Source organism: Nonomuraea sp. NPDC050733 (assembly GCF_040654215.1).
GTDB lineage: Bacteria > Actinomycetota > Actinomycetes > Streptosporangiales > Streptosporangiaceae > Nonomuraea.
On record NZ_JBFAHO010000011.1, the window covers coordinates 61,787 to 78,557 of the forward strand.

18 protein-coding genes are annotated in these 16,771 nt (G+C 69.6%); 17 read left to right on the forward strand and 1 reads right to left on the reverse strand.

Annotated features, from left to right (window positions below):
- Positions 1-3: 3 nt before the first annotated feature.
- The gene (locus AB0H64_RS19995; protein ID WP_357626343.1) at positions 4-1,032 is read right to left on the reverse strand and encodes a hypothetical protein; all 1,029 of its coding nucleotides are present in this window, start codon (positions 1,030-1,032) and stop codon (positions 4-6) included.
- 228 nt (positions 1,033-1,260) lie between these two features.
- Here AB0H64_RS19995 and rpmE point away from each other — a divergent pair, with 228 nt between their 5' ends.
- The 17 genes from rpmE (at position 1,261) to atpD (ending at position 16,714) form a co-directional block, all read left to right on the forward strand.
- Positions 1,261-1,479 carry a 50S ribosomal protein L31 gene (rpmE, locus tag AB0H64_RS20000; protein WP_310710575.1) on the forward strand — a complete coding sequence of 73 codons (219 nt, stop codon included), beginning with the start codon at positions 1,261-1,263 and terminating at the stop codon, positions 1,477-1,479.
- Between the two features lie 89 nt (positions 1,480-1,568).
- Entirely contained in the window at positions 1,569-2,621 is a 1,053-nt protein-coding gene (gene prfA, locus AB0H64_RS20005) for a peptide chain release factor 1 (RefSeq protein ID WP_357626347.1), read from the forward strand.
- Positions 2,618-3,481 carry a peptide chain release factor N(5)-glutamine methyltransferase gene (gene prmC, locus AB0H64_RS20010; RefSeq protein WP_357626349.1) on the forward strand — a complete coding sequence of 288 codons (864 nt, stop codon included), beginning with the start codon at positions 2,618-2,620 and terminating at the stop codon, positions 3,479-3,481. Before prfA ends, prmC begins: the two co-directional genes overlap by 4 nt.
- A gap of 22 nt (positions 3,482-3,503) precedes the next feature.
- Positions 3,504-4,151: an L-threonylcarbamoyladenylate synthase gene (locus tag AB0H64_RS20015; protein ID WP_310710578.1), complete on the forward strand. Its 648-nt coding sequence runs from the start codon at positions 3,504-3,506 to the stop codon at positions 4,149-4,151.
- Between the two features lie 89 nt (positions 4,152-4,240).
- Positions 4,241-6,118: a hypothetical protein gene (locus tag AB0H64_RS20020; protein ID WP_357626352.1), complete on the forward strand. Its 1,878-nt coding sequence runs from the start codon at positions 4,241-4,243 to the stop codon at positions 6,116-6,118.
- A complete protein-coding gene (locus tag AB0H64_RS20025) occupies positions 6,115-6,498 on the forward strand; it encodes a hypothetical protein (protein WP_357626355.1) in 384 nt (127 codons plus the stop codon). The genes AB0H64_RS20020 and AB0H64_RS20025 overlap by 4 nt, the downstream gene beginning before the upstream one ends.
- A gap of 133 nt (positions 6,499-6,631) precedes the next feature.
- Entirely contained in the window at positions 6,632-7,897 is a 1,266-nt protein-coding gene (glyA, locus tag AB0H64_RS20030) for a serine hydroxymethyltransferase (RefSeq protein WP_357626357.1), read from the forward strand.
- A gap of 57 nt (positions 7,898-7,954) precedes the next feature.
- Positions 7,955-9,292, forward strand: coding sequence for an MraY family glycosyltransferase (locus tag AB0H64_RS20035; RefSeq protein WP_357626359.1), 1,338 nt, complete (start codon positions 7,955-7,957; stop codon positions 9,290-9,292).
- Between the two features lie 132 nt (positions 9,293-9,424).
- Entirely contained in the window at positions 9,425-9,844 is a 420-nt protein-coding gene (locus tag AB0H64_RS20040; RefSeq protein WP_357626361.1) for a hypothetical protein, read from the forward strand.
- Between the two features lie 67 nt (positions 9,845-9,911).
- Complete coding sequence (locus AB0H64_RS20045; RefSeq protein ID WP_357626363.1) at positions 9,912-10,127, forward strand: AtpZ/AtpI family protein; 216 nt, start codon at positions 9,912-9,914, stop codon at positions 10,125-10,127.
- 67 nt (positions 10,128-10,194) lie between these two features.
- The gene (gene atpB / locus AB0H64_RS20050; protein WP_357626365.1) at positions 10,195-10,992 is read left to right on the forward strand and encodes a F0F1 ATP synthase subunit A; all 798 of its coding nucleotides are present in this window, start codon (positions 10,195-10,197) and stop codon (positions 10,990-10,992) included.
- A 70-nt stretch (positions 10,993-11,062) separates the two neighbouring features.
- The gene (atpE, locus tag AB0H64_RS20055) at positions 11,063-11,293 is read left to right on the forward strand and encodes an ATP synthase F0 subunit C (RefSeq protein ID WP_357626368.1); all 231 of its coding nucleotides are present in this window, start codon (positions 11,063-11,065) and stop codon (positions 11,291-11,293) included.
- 40 nt (positions 11,294-11,333) lie between these two features.
- The gene (locus tag AB0H64_RS20060) at positions 11,334-11,879 is read left to right on the forward strand and encodes a F0F1 ATP synthase subunit B (RefSeq protein ID WP_357626666.1); all 546 of its coding nucleotides are present in this window, start codon (positions 11,334-11,336) and stop codon (positions 11,877-11,879) included.
- Positions 11,879-12,688 (forward strand): F0F1 ATP synthase subunit delta, encoded by an 810-nt coding sequence (locus AB0H64_RS20065; protein ID WP_357626371.1) that lies wholly within the window; start codon positions 11,879-11,881, stop codon positions 12,686-12,688. The genes AB0H64_RS20060 and AB0H64_RS20065 overlap by 1 nt, the downstream gene beginning before the upstream one ends.
- A gap of 23 nt (positions 12,689-12,711) precedes the next feature.
- Complete coding sequence (gene atpA / locus AB0H64_RS20070; RefSeq protein ID WP_357626373.1) at positions 12,712-14,361, forward strand: F0F1 ATP synthase subunit alpha; 1,650 nt, start codon at positions 12,712-12,714, stop codon at positions 14,359-14,361.
- A 3-nt stretch (positions 14,362-14,364) separates the two neighbouring features.
- Complete coding sequence (locus AB0H64_RS20075; RefSeq protein WP_357626376.1) at positions 14,365-15,267, forward strand: F0F1 ATP synthase subunit gamma; 903 nt, start codon at positions 14,365-14,367, stop codon at positions 15,265-15,267.
- Position 15,268: 1 nt separating this feature from the next.
- On the forward strand, positions 15,269-16,714 hold the full coding sequence (atpD, locus tag AB0H64_RS20080) for a F0F1 ATP synthase subunit beta (protein ID WP_357626378.1): 1,446 nt from the start codon (positions 15,269-15,271) through the stop codon (positions 16,712-16,714).
- The last annotated feature ends 57 nt before the right edge of the window (positions 16,715-16,771 follow it).

Sequence of the window (16,771 nt, forward strand, 5' to 3'; positions counted from 1 at the left end):
GCGTCAGGGCCTGACGTCGACGAACTCCTGCGGTGACAGGGAGCTGCGGGTCTTGGTCGTGCCCGGCGCCTTGACACGGAAGTAGCCGTCCTTCCGGGCCGTGTACGTCTTGACGTACTTGCCGGAGGAGTTGCTCCGCGCGAAGCCCAGCAGCTTGTACGTCTTGGTGCCCTTGGCCTTGAAGTACACCTCCAGCTTCTTGCCCGGGTAGGCCGCGGAGCCGCGGAAGACCTTGCCCTGGACCTTGACCGGACGTCCCTTGGCCGCCTTGGCCGGGGCGCTGATCGTCACCCTGGTCCTCGTCTTCCCGGAGGAGCCCCGTGCCGGGGCCTTGACGGTGAACGACGCGACGCCCTTGAGCGTCTGGCCGCCCCGGGTGGCGTGGACCTCGAGGGTCCACGAGCCGGGCCCGGTGTCGTCGCTGAAGTACGTGACGCCGCGGTAGTAGCCGTCGGAGCCACGCTCCAGGTCGCCGAGGTCGAAGGTCTCGGCCGTCTCGTCGTGGACCAGCAGGGCCGACACGGACGCCGCCCCGGTGACGCCCGCCCGGACCGAGACCTTGACGTCCTTGCCCTTGACGAGCTGCACGGGGTTCGGCCGCACCTCCGCGTCGGTGATGCCCTGCCGGGCCGCGACGCCGAGGACGAAGACGTTGTCCCGGGTGGCGCCGTCGCGGGTGACCTTGACGTTCATCCGCCAGCTGCCGGCGGGGTCGTCCTTGCCGATGGCGAAGCGGCCGGTCAGCGTGGTCTCCGCCGCGCCGGACGGCCGGAAGTTGAAGCCCACCGGCCGCCCGGCGCCTCCGGGTGGCGTGATGTCGCCGCTGACGGCGCTGACGGTCCCCGGGTCCCTCAGCTGCAGCGTCACGCTGACCTCGACGTCCTTGTCGAGGGGGATGAACGCGTCGGAGGAGGCCGCGCCGGAGAAGTCCGGACCGGCCGTGGCCGCGTTCGCGGCCGAGACGTGCACACCTCCGACGAGAAGCGTTGCCCCCGTAGCGGCCGCGATGAGCAGCCGCATCCCCTTCATCATCTGATCGCAGTCCTTATGGGTGGTAAGTAACGGTTTGTGCGCGGGAGCCTAGTGTGACTCGCGTGACCGCGTCATAAGGATCGCCATACGACCCGGGGGAATGCCACGTGGCCTGGGAGGGTTGAAGCATCTGGCACACTGGTAGCTGACCCGTAGCGGCTCCGGCTCCCGCCGACGCGCTCAGCGCGTGAACAGGCGACCCGGCGGCCGCACCCCGAAAGGACAGCAATGAAGCGCGACATCCACCCCGACTACAACGTCACCCAGGTGACCTGCACCTGTGGCAACACCTTCACGACGCGCAGCACCGCGAAGAACGGCGCCATCCACGCCGACGTGTGCTCCGCCTGCCACCCGTTCTACACGGGCAAGCAGAAGATCCTCGACACCGGCGGCCGGGTGGCCCGCTTCGAGAAGCGCTTCGGCAAGAAGGCCTCGGGCAAGTAGCTTCACCGACGCCGGCCCGGACGCACTCATGGGTGCGCCGGGTCGGCGTTGTTGGTGAACGGCCGGAAAACCAAGCAGAAGGACCCACGGTGAACCTCGACGAGTTGCTCAAGGAGTATTCCGAGCTGGAGCTGCGGCTCGCCGATCCCGCCGTGCACGCCGACCAGCACCAGGCCCGCACCCTCGGCAGGCGTTACTCCCAGCTCACGCCCATCGTCACCACCTACCGCGAGCTGGAGTCGGTCCGCGACGACCTGAGCGCCGCCAAGGAGCTGGCCGGTGAGGACGAGGCGTTCGCGGCCGAGGCGACCGAGCTGGAGGAGCGCATCCCCCAGCTGGAGGAGCGCCTCAAGCACCTGCTGATCCCGCGCGATCCCAACGATGACAAGGACATCATCATGGAGATCAAGGCGGGCGAGGGCGGCGAGGAGTCCGCGCTGTTCGCCGGCGACCTGCTGCGCATGTACCTCCGCTACGCCGAGCGGCTCGGCTGGAAGACCGAGATCATCGACACCCAGCCCTCCGACCTCGGCGGCTACAAGGACGTCACGGTCGGCATCAAGGCCAAGGGCGACGAGGGCGTGTGGTCCCGGCTCAAGTACGAGGGCGGCGTCCACCGCGTGCAGCGGGTGCCCGTCACCGAGTCGCAGGGCCGCATCCACACCAGCGCCGCGGGCGTGCTCGTCTATCCGGAGGCCGAGGAGGTCGACGTCCACGTCGACCCCAACGACCTGCGCATCGACGTCTACCGCTCCAGCGGCCCCGGCGGCCAGAGCGTCAACACCACCGACTCCGCGGTCCGCATCACCCACCTGCCCACCGGCGTGGTCGTCTCCTGCCAGAACGAGAAGAGCCAGCTCCAGAACAAGGAGTCGGCGCTGCGCATCCTGCGCGCCCGGCTGCTGGCCATCGCCCAGGAGCAGGCCGACGCCGCCGCGCAGGCCGAGCGCAAGTCGCAGGTCCGCACCGTCGACCGCTCCGAGCGCGTCCGCACCTACAACTTTCCCGAGAACCGCATCTCCGACCACCGCGTCGGCTTCAAGGCGTATAACCTCGACCAGGTCCTCGACGGTGAGCTCAACGCCGTCACCCAGGCACTCATCGACGCCGAGATGGCGGAGAAGCTCGCACAACACTCATGACATTTCTGCTGGACGAAATCGCGCTCGCCACCGCCCGGCTGGCCGAGGCAGGTGTGCCCTCGCCGCGCACCGACGCGGAGGAGATCGCGGCATTCGTTCACGGCGTGCGCAGGAGTGAGCTGCACACGGTCGGGGACGCCGACTTCGATGCCCTGTTCTGGGAGGGCGTCGCCCGCCGCGAGGCCCGTGAGCCGCTGCAGCACATCACCGGGCACGCCTACTTCCGCTACCTGGAGCTCAGGGTGGGGCCCGGGGTGTTCGTGCCGCGGCCCGAGACCGAGGTCATGGCCGGCTGGGCCATCGAGACCCTGCACGCGATGGACGTCGCCGCGCCGCTGGTCGTCGACCTCGGCACCGGCTCCGGCGCCATCGCGCTGTCCATCGCCCAGGAGGTGGCGCTGGCCGAGGTCCACGCGGTCGAGGTCGACCCCGACGCGTACGGCTGGGCCAAGCGCAACATCACCGAGCACGGCCAGGGCCGGGTCCACCTGCACCCGGAGGACCTCGCCGAGGCGCTGCCCGAGCTCAACGGCAAAGTCGACCTGGTCATCTCCAACCCGCCCTACATCCCGCCCGGCGCCATCCCGCGCGACCCCGAGGTGCGCGACTACGACCCCTCGCGGGCGCTCTACGGCACCGGCGACGACGGCCTCGGCGAGGTACGCGCGGTCGAGCGCACGGCCCGGCGGCTGCTGCGCCCCGGCGGCTGGGTGGCCGTCGAGCACGCCGACGAGCAGGGCAACGCCGTCTACCTTACGTTCCCCGAGGCCAGCGGATGGCGTGACGTGCGCCTGCACCAGGACCTGACCCGAAGGGACCGCTTCGTCACCGCGAGGCTCGGCCAGGACGAGCCCGACTAGCCCGACTGACTAGGATGCACGCGTGGGCAGAACCTTTGACTGCACGGACCTCGAACAACGCGCCGAGGGCCTGACCGAGGCCGCCGCCGCCGTCCGCCGCGGCGAGCTGGTGGTGCTTCCGACCGACACCGTCTACGGCATCGGCGCCGACGCGTTCACCCCCGCGGCCGTCACCGCGCTGCTGGAGGCCAAGGGCAGGGGCCGCGACATGCCGCCGCCGGTCCTCGTCGGCACCGTCCGCGCCGCCGGCGCGCTCGTCGAGGACCTCGGCCCGTACGGCCAGGACCTCATCGACGCCTTCTGGCCCGGGCCGCTCACGCTCGTCTGCAAGGCCAACCGGGCCCTGTCGTGGGACCTCGGCGACACCAAGGGCACGGTCGCGATCCGCATGCCGCTCCACCCGGTGGCGCTCGACCTGCTCAAGGAGACCGGCCCGATGGCCGTGTCCAGCGCCAACCGGTCCGGCGCGCCCGCCGCCGTCACCGCCGGCGAGGCCGAGGAGCAGCTCGGCGAGTCCGTCGCCGTCTACCTCGACGGCGGCAAGACCACCGACAACACGCCGTCCACCATCCTCGACCTCACCACCGCGGTGCCGCGGCTGCTGAGGCGCGGGGCGATCCCGGTGGAGAAGCTGCGCGGCATCATCGGGTACGTCGCCACCGACGACTGACGTATACCGTCTGCTTATCCCGGCTGCGGTCGCGGTCCGGACATGCCTACGGTGACTTCCGGAGCGGCCACGACGTCCGGGAGCAGCCCATGGGCAAGTTCGACGGCATGGATCCCGAAGCGGTCCGTGACCTGCTGGCGGAGATCAAGCGCGCGGCCGCCCAGATGCGCGCCACGGAGGGCCGGGTCACCCAGATCATGACCCGGGCCGGCCTGCCCACGCGCGCCACCCACCGTCCGGCCCAGATCGCGGACGCCGCGGACACCATGGCCAAGGACGTTCGCGTACGGCTCGGGCTGCTGGAGAAGCGCGCCGACGAGCCCCGCGACCACAGCCCCTCGGTGCGCGCCGACACCAAGGACGAGACTCCCAAGAAGTCGGACGAGCCGAAGGCGGACGACGGCCAGCCCAAGAAGGGCGAGGACGCCAAGAAGGACGACGACCCCAAGCCGTCCAAGCCGTCCAAGCCGGACGCCAAGGACGACGTCCCCAAGACCGGCGAGCACCACGAACCAGCCAAGGACGACGCCAGAACGGGCGACGAGCAGCCCAAGAAGGGCGAGGACGAGCCGAAGAAGGGCGAGGACGCCAAGAAGGACGACGACCCGAAGCCTTCCAAGCCGGACGCCAAGGACGACGACGGTCGAAGGGTCGACACCGACACAGGTCGCGACGACGGCGGGACTCGGGACGGGGGCGGGACCCGGGACGACGGCGGGACTCGGGACGACGGCAAGTCGTGCAAGGACGACAGCCGCACGGGCGGTGACACGCGGACCGGCGGTGACACGCGCACAGGCGACGACACCCGTACAGGTGACGACACGGGCACGCGCGACGACACGGGCGTCGGTGACGACCTGGGCACGCGCGACGAGCCGAAGGGCGACGACCTGGGCAGCAGGCGTGACCGCGGCGCCGAGTCGGGCGCGGACGCGTCCGACCTCACGCCTGCGGACCCCATCGGCGTCCCCGACCCCGGAAGCGACGGCGCCGACCGCACAACTCCGATCGACCCCACGACTCCGGCCGACCCCTCGACCCCTGCAACCCCGGCAGACCCGGGCACCCCGGCGGAACCCGTCATCCCCGCCGATCCCGCCTCTCCGGACGACCGCGTGGACACCCCCGCCAAGAACCACCCGGCCGATCTCGACCCCCACAAGCCACACGTGGTGACCGTCGACGGCGTGAAGGTCCTCCAGATACCCATCGATCCACCCACGGCCGCGCAGATCAGCGACATCCTGGACAACCTCGACAAGGTCCAGCCGATCGAGATGCCCACCCCCTCAGGCGACGCCCAGCCCGCCACCCCGACCACCCCCATCGGCACCGCTCCTGCGGACGGCACTCCGATCGGTGGCGCCCACCCGGTCCACCCGATCGGCACGGTTCCGGCAGATGGCACTCCGATCGGCGGCGCTCACCCCGCCCAGCCGATCGACACCACGCCCGGTCACGCGGACGGCACCGGGACGGATCGTACGACCGGCACCACGCCCGGCCAGGTGGACGGAGCCGGCACGGGATGCGCGGACACCACGACGCCGCGAGACGTCGACGGCACCACACCCGACCGTGACCCCACACCCGGCCGTGAGACAACACCCGGCCGCGACACCACCCCCGGCCGTGACGCGACGCCCGGTCAGGGTGCCCCGGTGGTCATCGACCCCACGGCCCCCGCGTCATCCGGTGGCTCGGGGGCCGCGGCCGCCCCGGTGACGCCCGACGCACCACCGGGCGCCGACCAGGCCATCACCGCCCAAGGCACCCCTCACGCCGTATCCGCCCCGGCCGGCCCCCTCGACCTCGACGAGCTGCGCTCCCTCCTCGACCGGATCGGCGGTGCTCAGCCGACCGACACCGTCCCCACCCCCGAAGACGCGCGGAACCCCTGGGACCCGGACGACCCCGAGCACCCTCACGACGGCGGCCCCGGCACCCGATACAGGAGCGCATGATGGCACTCGTCGACCCGCCCGCCCCCCAGCCGATGCGCCCGGGGGAGACCCCGCCCATGACCGGCGGCACCAACCCGCTCGACTCCCAGCCGAGGGCCTGGGAGTTCAATGCCGAGTACCAGCGCCTGGTGACCGCCTGGCAGACCGTCCAGCCCCTCCTGGAGGAGCTCACGAAGGCCCTTGACAAGGCCTACACGCTCGCCAGGAGCCCGCAGACGTGGGACGCCCCCGTGGGGTCCCGGTACGTCGAGGACATCGCCGAGTGGCGCTCCAGGCTCGCCCTGTACCGCCAGGCGGTGCTCACCTCCATCAGCGACGAGGCCGCCGACACGCCGCGCTGGATCCCCAGCTCGGCGGGCGCGCCGCACGCGTTCTCCTGAGCCGGCGAACCCCTGAACGGGCGGACCAGCACGACGGGGCGGTCGGGCCGCGGCCGAACGGCCACCCGCCGGCACGGGACACCAAGGACAGCACGCTCTTAGAAAATCGGACATCCGCCCTTACAGTGGAAAAATGGGTGCTCAGCCCTACTACGGCCCGGACTTCGACCTGCTCCAGGGACAGGATCCGGAGCTGGCCCAGGTACTGCTGGACGAGCTGGAGCGGCTGCGCGGCGGCCTCCAGCTCATCGCCAGCGAGAACTTCGCCTCGCCCGCCGTCCTCGCCGCCCTCGGGTCCACCCTCACGAACAAGTACGCCGAGGGCTACCCCGGCCGGCGCTACTACGGCGGCTGCGAGGTCGTGGACCGGGCCGAGCGGCTCGCGACCGAGCGGGCACGGCGGCTGTTCGGCGCCGACCACGCCAACGTCCAGCCCCACTCCGGCGCCTCTGCCAACCTGGCCGCCTACGCGGCGCTGCTCCAGCCGGGCGACACGATCCTGGCGATGGCGCTGCCGCACGGCGGCCACCTCACGCACGGGTCCAAGGTCAACTTCTCGGGCCGCTGGTTCGACGTGGTGTCGTACGGCGTGCGCCGGGACACGGAGCTGGTCGACTACGACGAGGTCAGGGATCTGGCGCTGCGGCACCAGCCGAAGGTCATCGTGTGCGGGGCGACGTCGTACCCGCGGCTGCTCGACTTCGCCGTGTTCCGCGGCATCGCCGACGAGGTCGGCGCGTGGCTGATGGCCGACGTCGCGCACCCGGCGGGGTTGATGGCGGCCGGGGTGGTCCCGTCGGCGGTGCCGTACGCGGACGTCGTGACGTTCACCACGCACAAGACGCTGCGCGGGCCGCGCGGCGGCGGCATCCTGTGCACGGAGGAGCTGGCGGCGCGCGTGGACCGGGCGGTGTTCCCGTTCGTGCAGGGCGGGCCGCTGATGCACGCCGTGGCGGCCAAGGCGGTGGCGTTCGGGGAGGCGCTGCGGCCGGAGTTCGCCGCGTACGCGAGGCGCGTCGTCGCCAACGCGCGGGCGCTGTGCGACGCGCTGGCCGCGGCGGACATGCGCCCGGTGTCCGGCGGCACCGACACGCATCTCGCGCTCATCGACCTGCGCGGCCTCGGTGTGTCGGGGGCCGAGGCGGAGCGGCGGTGCGCCGCGGCGGGGATCACGCTGAACCGCAACGCCATCCCGTATGATCCGGAGCCCCCGGCCGTGACCTCGGGCCTGCGCGTCGGCACGCCGTGCGTCACGACCCAGGGCATGGGGCCGGAGGAGCTGAAGGAGGTCGGCACGCTGGTGGCCGAGGCGGTGCGCAATCCCGGGGGCGCCGGGGACGTCCGCGAGCGGGTGACGGCGCTCCTGACCATCCATCGGCCATATCTCAGCGAATATTAAGCCGGTCTGTGTCGTTTTCCGGTCACAGTGGCCCGGCGCATCCGCGAAACTAGGATCGTGCGCGAATACCTGTTCATGGCGCTCATAGCGGCTGCGGTGACGTACCTCCTCGTCCCGCTGGTGCGCCGCTTCGCCATCCGCATAGGGGCCGCTCCGGAGATCCGCGAGCGCGACGTGCACACCACGCCGACGCCCCGGCTCGGGGGCCTGGCGATGTACGGCGGCCTGGTGGCGGGGCTGCTGGTGGCCAGCCAGCTCGCCCACACCGGCGAGGCGCTCGGCGAGGCCGAGGGCAATCCGGTGATGGCCTTGATCATCGCTGGCGGCCTCATCACGGTCACCGGCTTCCTGGACGACTGGTGGGGGATGGACCCCTTCATCAAGCTGGCCGGCCAGATCGCCGCCGCCGGCGTCCTCGTCTACTTCGACCTGCGCCTGGTCTACATCCCGCTGCCCAAGGACTGGGGCGGCTCCACCAGCCTCGACTACACGTTGAGCACCATCATCACCATCCTGGTGGTGGTCGTCACGATCAACGCGGTCAACTTCGTCGACGGCCTCGACGGACTGGCCGCGGGCATCGTGTGCATCGCCGCCATGGCCACCTGGACATACTCGATCTTCCTGTCGCAGAGCATCAGCGGCGACAACATCACCACCACGGCCGGCATCGCGGCCATCCTCATCGGCACCTGCCTCGGCTTCCTGCCGCACAACTTCCATCCGGCCAAGATCTTCATGGGCGACACCGGGGCCATGCTGATCGGCCTGGTGCTCGCCTCCTCGATCGTCACCGTGACCCCGGTCGACCCGTCGGTCATCGAGGGCATCAACCGGTTCGGCGTGCTGCTCCCGCTGCTGGTGCCGGCGGCCGTGCTGGTCCTGCCGCTCATCGACCTGATCACCGCCGTCGTGCGCCGCACGTCCCAAGGCCTGTCGCCCTTCGCGCCCGACCGCGGCCACCTGCACCACCGGTTGATGGACGTCGGCCACTCGCACCGCCGTTCGGTCCTCATCATGTACGCCTGGGCCTTCCTGTTCGCGTTCGGCCTGGTCGCGATGTCGAAGGGGGGTGTGCCGGTCCTCATGTTCCCCGTCGTGATCCTGCTCGCGGTCGGCCTCCTGGTGGTGCTGATGGCGGCGCCGCGCTGGCGCGGCAGGGGCGGAGCGCACACCCGCGGCGGGGCGCCCTCCGACGACGACGGCCCGCCTACCGGCCCCATGCCGCCGGTCCCGCCGGTGAACCGCCCCGTGGCCGGCCGGGTGGACGACTCGGTCAACAGTCCGGTGAACAACCAGGTCAACCCGCCCGCCCGGCCGATGGAGGAGCCTCCGCACGGGCGCGCGCAGGCCGTCGGCGAAACGGTCATCCACGCCTTTCCAGGCAGTTCATGATCGCGAACTAGAAACGGCAGGTAAAAGCGGTCTTCCGTGAGCTTGTGATATCTTTCACGAGCAGGGAGCCTCCATTGCCTAGTCTCTGGAGGTAGCAAACGCTCGCTTGACAACTTGCCTTATGGAGCACCGATGCAGGCCAACGACGTGCGCGTCCTCAAGACCGCCGCGATTCCCACCCTCGGGGCGGGAGCGATCGTCGCGGTCGTGGCCCTCGTGGTCGCCGGCGGCAAGGGGATGTTCGGCGCGGTCGTCGGCACTCTGCTGGTCGGGGTTTTCTTCAGCGTCAGCGTGGTAGCCGTGAGCTATGCCGCAAAGGTCTCCCCCCAGATCATGGCCATCGCCGCGATGGTCAGCTATCTCGTCAAGGTGGTCGCCGTCATGGCGATGCTCTCCGCCTTCGGCGACACCGACGCGTGGAATCCCAAGGCGTTCGCCTGGTCCGTGGTGGTCTGCACGATCGTCTGGACGGCCTTCGAGGTCCGCGCCTTCATGAAGACCAAGATGCTGTACGTGGACCCCGAGGCCAAGGTCCCCGGGAAGGGCGACTGATGGAGCCGGTCACCGGGCGGGTCCGATATGACTAGTCCTCTCTGCGCCTGCTATCGTCGGGCGCGCGATGAGCGAAAAGGAACGCCGGCCGGAGTCAGACGGTCGCGACTTCGCCGACGCCATGTGGGCGGTCCCCAGCTATCTTCTCGCCGGGATGGCGGTCTACGGGGGCATCGGGTGGTTGCTGGACCGCTGGCTCGACATGTCCGCGTTCTTCCCCATAGGCATCGTCCTTGGGTTGGTGCTCGCCGGCTACGCGGTCTACCGGCGACACGGTCGCTGACTCTGTGCGGCGACCGACTCGCCGAGGAAACTCCTGTGATCCATTACGACGTTGAAGGGAACGCCGCGTGAGTGCGCTGACGGTCCTGGCATCACCGGGCGATCAGTTCGGAGCGCCGACGCCTGGCTCGCTGTTCGAGTTGCCCCCCATCATTCCCGGGGTCGACTGGTTCACCAAGCCGGTGCTGCTCGCCATCATCAGCTCGATCTTCGTGATCGGCCTCTGCTGGGCTGCCTTCGCCAGCCCCAAGATCGTACCGAGGGGCGTCCAGAACGTCGTCGAGTACGGCTACATGTTCGTCCGCGACCAGGTCGCGCGGCCCTTCCTGGGCAAGGACGCCGACCGCTGGATGGGCCTGCTGGTCAGCGTGTTCTTCCTGGTGCTGGTCTGGAACCTCATGGGCGTCATCCCCGTGCTGCAGTTCCCCGTCGCCTCGCACATCGCCTTCCCGGCCGTCCTCGCGATCACGATCTACGTGCTCAAGGTCTACCTGGGCATGAAGCACCAGGGCGGCGTCGGCTACTTCAAGAACATGATGTTCCCGCCGGGTCTGCCCAAGCCGATCTACCTGCTGCTGGCCCCGATCGAGTTCCTGTCGAACATGATCATCGCACCCTTCACGCACGCGGTGCGACTGTTCGCCAACATGTTCGCCGGTCACATGCTGCTCGCCTTCTTCAGCATGGTGGGCTTCTGGTTCCTGTTCGAGAAGCTGACCCCCCTCGGCGCCCCCGTCGGCGTCGTCGGCGTGGTCATGACCATCATCCTCACCGGCTTCGAGATGTTCATCCAGTTCCTGCAGGCGTTCCTCTTCGCCATGCTGGCCGCGATGTACATCGGCGGCGCGCTGCACGCAGAGCACTGAGAACCACTACCGGAATATCCATGACCGGTGATACTCCGCTTCACCGGCCGTCCAGTAAAGGAAAACAGCAATGAGCGTTCTCGCTGAGGTTGCCGGCAACGTCACCGCCATCGGTTACGGTCTCGCCGCCATCGGCCCCGGCATCGGCGTGGGCATCATCTTCGGTCAGGGCGTGCAGGCCATCGCGCGCCAGCCCGAGGCTTACGGCCTGATCCGCCAGAACATGCTCCTCGGCTTCGTCCTCACCGAGGCCCTCGCCCTGATCGGTCTGGTCGCGCCGTTCATCTTCGCGAACATCTAAAGACCAGAAGAAACCCTGACGAAAGGCTGCATCCATGACCATGGCAGCTACGCTCCTCGCGGAGGAGGGGGCGGCCAACCCCCTCATCCCGCATACCTATGAGCTTGTCGTCGGTATCTTCGCGTTCGCCGTCGTTTTCTTCGTCGTAGGCCGGATGCTCGTCCCGCGTATCCAGAAGACGCTGGCCGAGCGCACCGACGCGATCGAGGGCGGCATCAAGCGGGCGGAGGAGGCCCAGGCCGAGGCGCAGGCACTGCAGCAGCAGTACCGCGACCAGCTGGCCGAGGCCAGGCAGGAGGCGGCCCGGCTGCGCGAGGAGGCTCGCGAGCAGGCCGCCCAGATCAAGACGGAGCTCCGTGAGGAGGCGCAGGCCGAGGCCCGCCGCCTCATCGAGGCCGCGCACGCGCAGATCGAGGCCGACCGCCAGCAGGCGTTCGCCCAGCTCCGCGCCGAGATCGGTCGCCTGTCCACCGACCTGGCCAGCCGCATCGTGGGCGAGTCCCTCGAGGACGAGGCCCGGCAGCGTCGCACCGTCGACCGGTTCCTCGACGAGCTCGAGAGCTCCAGCGCGCAGGCGGTGCGCTAATGAGAGGCCTGAGCAGAAGCTCGCTGGCAGAGGTCGAGGAGCGCTTCAACGCGGTCGCCGGCAGCGCCGACCTCGGCGCGCTCTCCGACGAGCTGTTCGCGATCGCCGATCTGCTCGACCGCGAGCACGGCCTGCGCCGCGCCTTGTCCGACCCCTCCAGGTCGGCGGAGATCAAGGCCGGCTCCGTGCGGGCCCTGCTCGCGGGCAAGGTCGGCGAGGCCGCGCTCGCCACCACCGAGGCCGCTGTGTCGGCCAGATGGTCGCGCGCGAGTGACCTCGCCGACGTCCTCGAGCGGCTCGGCGTCGTCGCCGCCGCCGCGGAGGCCGAGAGCCAGGGCACGCTCGACGAGGTGGAGGACGAGCTCTTCCGCTTCGGCCGCGTGGTCGCCGCCAACCCCGCCCTGCGCCGGGCGCTCGCCGCCGGCGACGCCCCGGAGGAGGGCAAGCGGCAGCTGCTGAGCGACCTGCTCGGCGGCAAGGCGGCGGTGACGAGCCTGCGCCTCATCACGCAGGTGGCAGTCCACCCGCGAGGACGTAGCCTGGAAGCAGGTCTGGAGGAGTTCGGCCAGCTTGTCGCACAGCAGCGCCAGCGCTATGTCGCGGTGGTGCGCAGCGCCGTCGAGCTGACCGACGAGCAGAAGCAGCGCCTGGCGACGTGGCTGCGCACCTCCTACGGCCGCGACGTGCACCTGAACGTCGAGGTGGATCCGCGAGTGCTCGGTGGCTTCTCGGTCCGCATCGGCGACGAGATCATCGACACCACCATTGTGGGACGAATCGAAGAAGTCCGCCGCCGGTTGGCCGGCTAGGCGAAGAGGGAGACAGAGTAGAGATGGCGGAGCTTACGATCCGGCCGGACGAGATCCGGGACGCGCTTGAGCGCTTCGTCCAGGCGTACGAACCGGAAGGCGCCGCGCGCGAGGAGATCGGGACCGTCGTCGACTGTGGCGACGGCATCGCCCATGTCTCCGGCCTTCCCTCGGCGATGGCGAACGAACTGCTGGAGTTCGAGGACGGCACGCGCGGTCTGGCCCTGAACCTCGACACCCGTGAGATCGGTGTCGTCATCCTGGGCGACTTCAGCAAGATCGAGGAGGGCCAGACGGTCCGCCGGACGGGCGAGGTCCTGTCCGTGCCGGTCGGCGACGGCTTCCTCGGCCGCGTGGTCGACCCCCTGGGCAACCCGCTCGACGGCAAGGGCGCCATCGAGGCCGAGGGCGTTCGCGCCCTCGAGCTCCAGGCCCCGTCCGTCGTCCAGCGGCAGCCGGTGAAGGAGCCGCTGCAGACCGGCATCAAGGCGATCGACGCCATGACGCCGATCGGCCGCGGCCAGCGCCAGCTCATCATCGGCGACCGCGGCACGGGCAAGACCGCGATCGCCGTCGACACCATCCTCAACCAGCGCGAGAACTGGGCGACCGGCGACCCGACGAAACAGGTCCGCTGCGTCTACGTCGCGGTCGGCCAGAAGGGCTCGACGATCGCGCAGGTCAAGGCCCGCCTGGAGGAGGCGGGCGCGATGGAGTACACCACCATCGTCGCCTCGCCGGCCTCCGACCCGGCCGGTTACAAGTACCTCGCCCCCTATACCGGCTCGGCCATCGGCCAGCACTGGATGTACCAGGGCAAGCACGTCCTGATCGTCTTCGACGACCTGACCAAGCAGGCCGACGCCTACCGCGCCGTCTCCCTGCTGCTGCGCCGCCCGCCGGGCCGTGAGGCCTTCCCGGGCGACGTGTTCTACCTCCACTCCCGTCTGCTGGAGCGATGCGCCAAGCTCTCCGCCGACATGGGCGGCGGCTCGATGACCGGTCTGCCGATCATCGAGACGAAGGGCAACGACGTCTCGGCGTTCATCCCGACCAACGTCATCTCCATCACCGACGGTCAGTGCTTCCTTGAGACGGACCTGTTCAACGCCGGTGTCCGTCCCGCCATCAACGTCGGCATCTCGGTCTCCCGAGTCGGCGGCTCGGCGCAGATCAAGGCCATGCGGAAGGTCGCCGGCACGCTGAAGCTGTCGCTGTCGCAGTACCGCGACCTGGAGGCGTTCGCCGCGTTCGCCTCCGACCTCGACGCCGCCTCCCGCGCCCAGCTGGACCGCGGTCAGCGGCTGGTCGAGCTGCTCAAGCAGCCGCAGTACTCTCCGTTCCCCGTGGAGAAGCAGGTCGTGTCGGTGTGGTCCGGCACCACCGGTGAGCTCGACGAGGTGCCGGCCGAGGACGTGCGCCGCTTCGAGGCCGAGTTCCTGGACTACCTCCAGAGTTCGCGCAAGGGCGTCTTCGACGCCATCCGCGAGACCAAGGAGCTGTCGGACGACACGGTGACCGCTCTGAAGGACGCCATCACGGAGTTCAAGAAGGGCTTCACCACCTCCTCCGGTGAGCTGCTGGTCAAGGACGAGCCGGTGGCGCCGCTCGGCGCCGACGAGGTCGGCCAGGAGAAGATCCAGAAGGTCGTCCGCCCGGCGGAGAAGAAGTAGGCCATGGGTGCCCAGCTAAGGCTGCTGAGGCGGCGGATCACCTCGGTCAAGTCGACCGCCAAGATCACGCGCGCCCAGGAGCTCATCGCCTCTTCACGGATCGTGAGGGCGCAGCAGCGGATGCAGGCGGCGATCCCGTACGAGCGTGAGATCACTCGCGCCGTCACCGGCGTCGTCAGCAACGCGGCCAGCGTCGACCATCCGCTGACCGTGGCGAAGGACAACCCCGCCAGGGCGGGCGTCCTCATCGTCACCAGCGACAGCGGGTTCTGCGGCGGCTTCAACGCCAACGTGCTGCGCGAGGCCGAGGCCCTGCGCGGTCTGCTGGAGAGCCGCGGGCTGACCGTGACGCCGTTCGTCACCGGGCGCAAGGGTGTCACCTGGCACACCTTCCGCAACCGCGAGATGGGCGGCAGCTGGGTCGGCTTCTCCCGTAAGCCGGCCTACGCCGACGCCAAGGAGATCGCCTCGATGCTGATCGACTCGTTCAAGGACGAGAACGGCATCGACGAGATCCACATCGTGTCGACCGAGTTCGTCTCGATGCTGGCGCAGAACGTCGTGGTCAAGCGGGTTCTGCCGCTGGAGGTCGAGGAGACCGAGGCGACCGAGTCCACCACGATCCCGCCGTACTTCGAGTTCGAGCCGACCGCGGGCGACGTGCTGGAGTCGCTGCTGCCGCGCTACGTGGAGTCCCGTATCTTCACGGCGCTGCTGCAGTCGGCGGCCTCCGAGGAGGCCGCGCGGCGGCGCGCCATGAAGTCCGCGACCGACAACGCCAACGAGCTGATGCGGGTGCTGACCCAGCAGATGAACCAGGCTCGCCAGGCCGAGATCACCCAGGAAATCAGCGAGATCGTCGGTGGCGCCAACGCGCTGGCTGACGCCGCAGCCGGGAAAGAGTGAAATGACTGCAGAGGCTGTTGAGACTGTAGAGAGTGCCGCGGGCGGCACCGGCCGGGTGGCTCGTGTCACCGGCGCCGTCGTCGATGTGGAGTTCCCCGTCGAGGCGATGCCCGAGATGTACAACGCGCTCAAGGTCGAGGTGACCCTCGGCGGCGAGACCAAGACCCTGACCCTCGAGGTCGCCCAGCACCTGGGCGACAACGTCGTCCGGGCCATCTCCATGCAGCCCACCGACGGTCTGGTCCGCGGCCACGCCGTGACCGACACCGGCGCGCCCATCTCGGTGCCCGTCGGCGACGTCGTCAAGGGCCACGTGTGGAACGCGCTGGGCGAGACGCTCGACGTGCCGACCTCCTCGCTCAAGATCACTGAGCGTTGGGGCATCCACCGTCCGTCGCCGGCCTTCGACCAGCTCGAGTCCCGTACCGAGCTGCTCGTCACCGGCATCAAGGTCATCGACCTGCTCACCCCGTACGTGCAGGGTGGCAAGATCGGTCTGTTCGGTGGCGCCGGTGTCGGCAAGACCGTTCTGATCCAGGAGATGATCCGCCGCGTCGCCCGTAACTTCGGTGGCACCTCGTGCTTCGCCGGTGTGGGCGAGCGCACCCGTGAGGGCAACGACCTCTGGCTGGAGATGGAGGAGGCCGACGTCCTCAAGGACACCGCGCTGGTGTTCGGTCAGATGGACGAGCCGCCGGGCACCCGTCTGCGGGTCGCCCTGTCGGCCCTGACGATGGCCGAGTACTTCCGCGACGTCCAGAAGCAGGACGTGCTGCTCTTCATCGACAACATCTTCCGCTTCACGCAGGCCGGTTCCGAGGTCTCCACGCTGCTCGGCCGTATGCCGTCCGCCGTGGGTTACCAGCCGACGCTGGCCGACGAGATGGGTGTCCTCCAGGAGCGCATCACCTCGACGCGCGGTCACTCGATCACCTCCATGCAGGCGATCTACGTGCCCGCCGACGACATCACCGACCCGGCCCCGCACAACGCGTTCGCGCACCTCGACGCGCAGACCGTTCTGTCCCGGCCGATCTCGGAGAAGGGCATCTACCCGGCGGTGGACCCGCTGGACTCCTCCTCCCGGATCCTCGACCCGCAGATCGTGGGCGAGGAGCACTACCGGGTGGCCCAGGAGACCAAGCGGATCCTGCAGAAGTACCGCGAGCTGCAGGACATCATCGCCATCCTCGGTATCGACGAGCTCTCCGAGGAGGACAAGGTCACCGTCCAGCGGGCCCGCCGCATCGAGCGCTTCCTGTCGCACCCGATGTACGCGGCCGAGGCCTTCACCGGCCAGCCGGGCGAGACCGTGCCGCTGGACGAGACGATCGCCTCGTTCAAGGGCCTGTGCGCCGGCGAGTACGACCACCTGCCCGAGCAGGCCTTCTTCATGGTCGGCGGCATCGACCAGGCCATCGCCAAGGCGAAGGAACTCGAGCGCTAGTCGCCCCGGCCATAGGGCGGGCGCGGCCCGTCCGGAGATACGGTGGTGGTGCGGCTG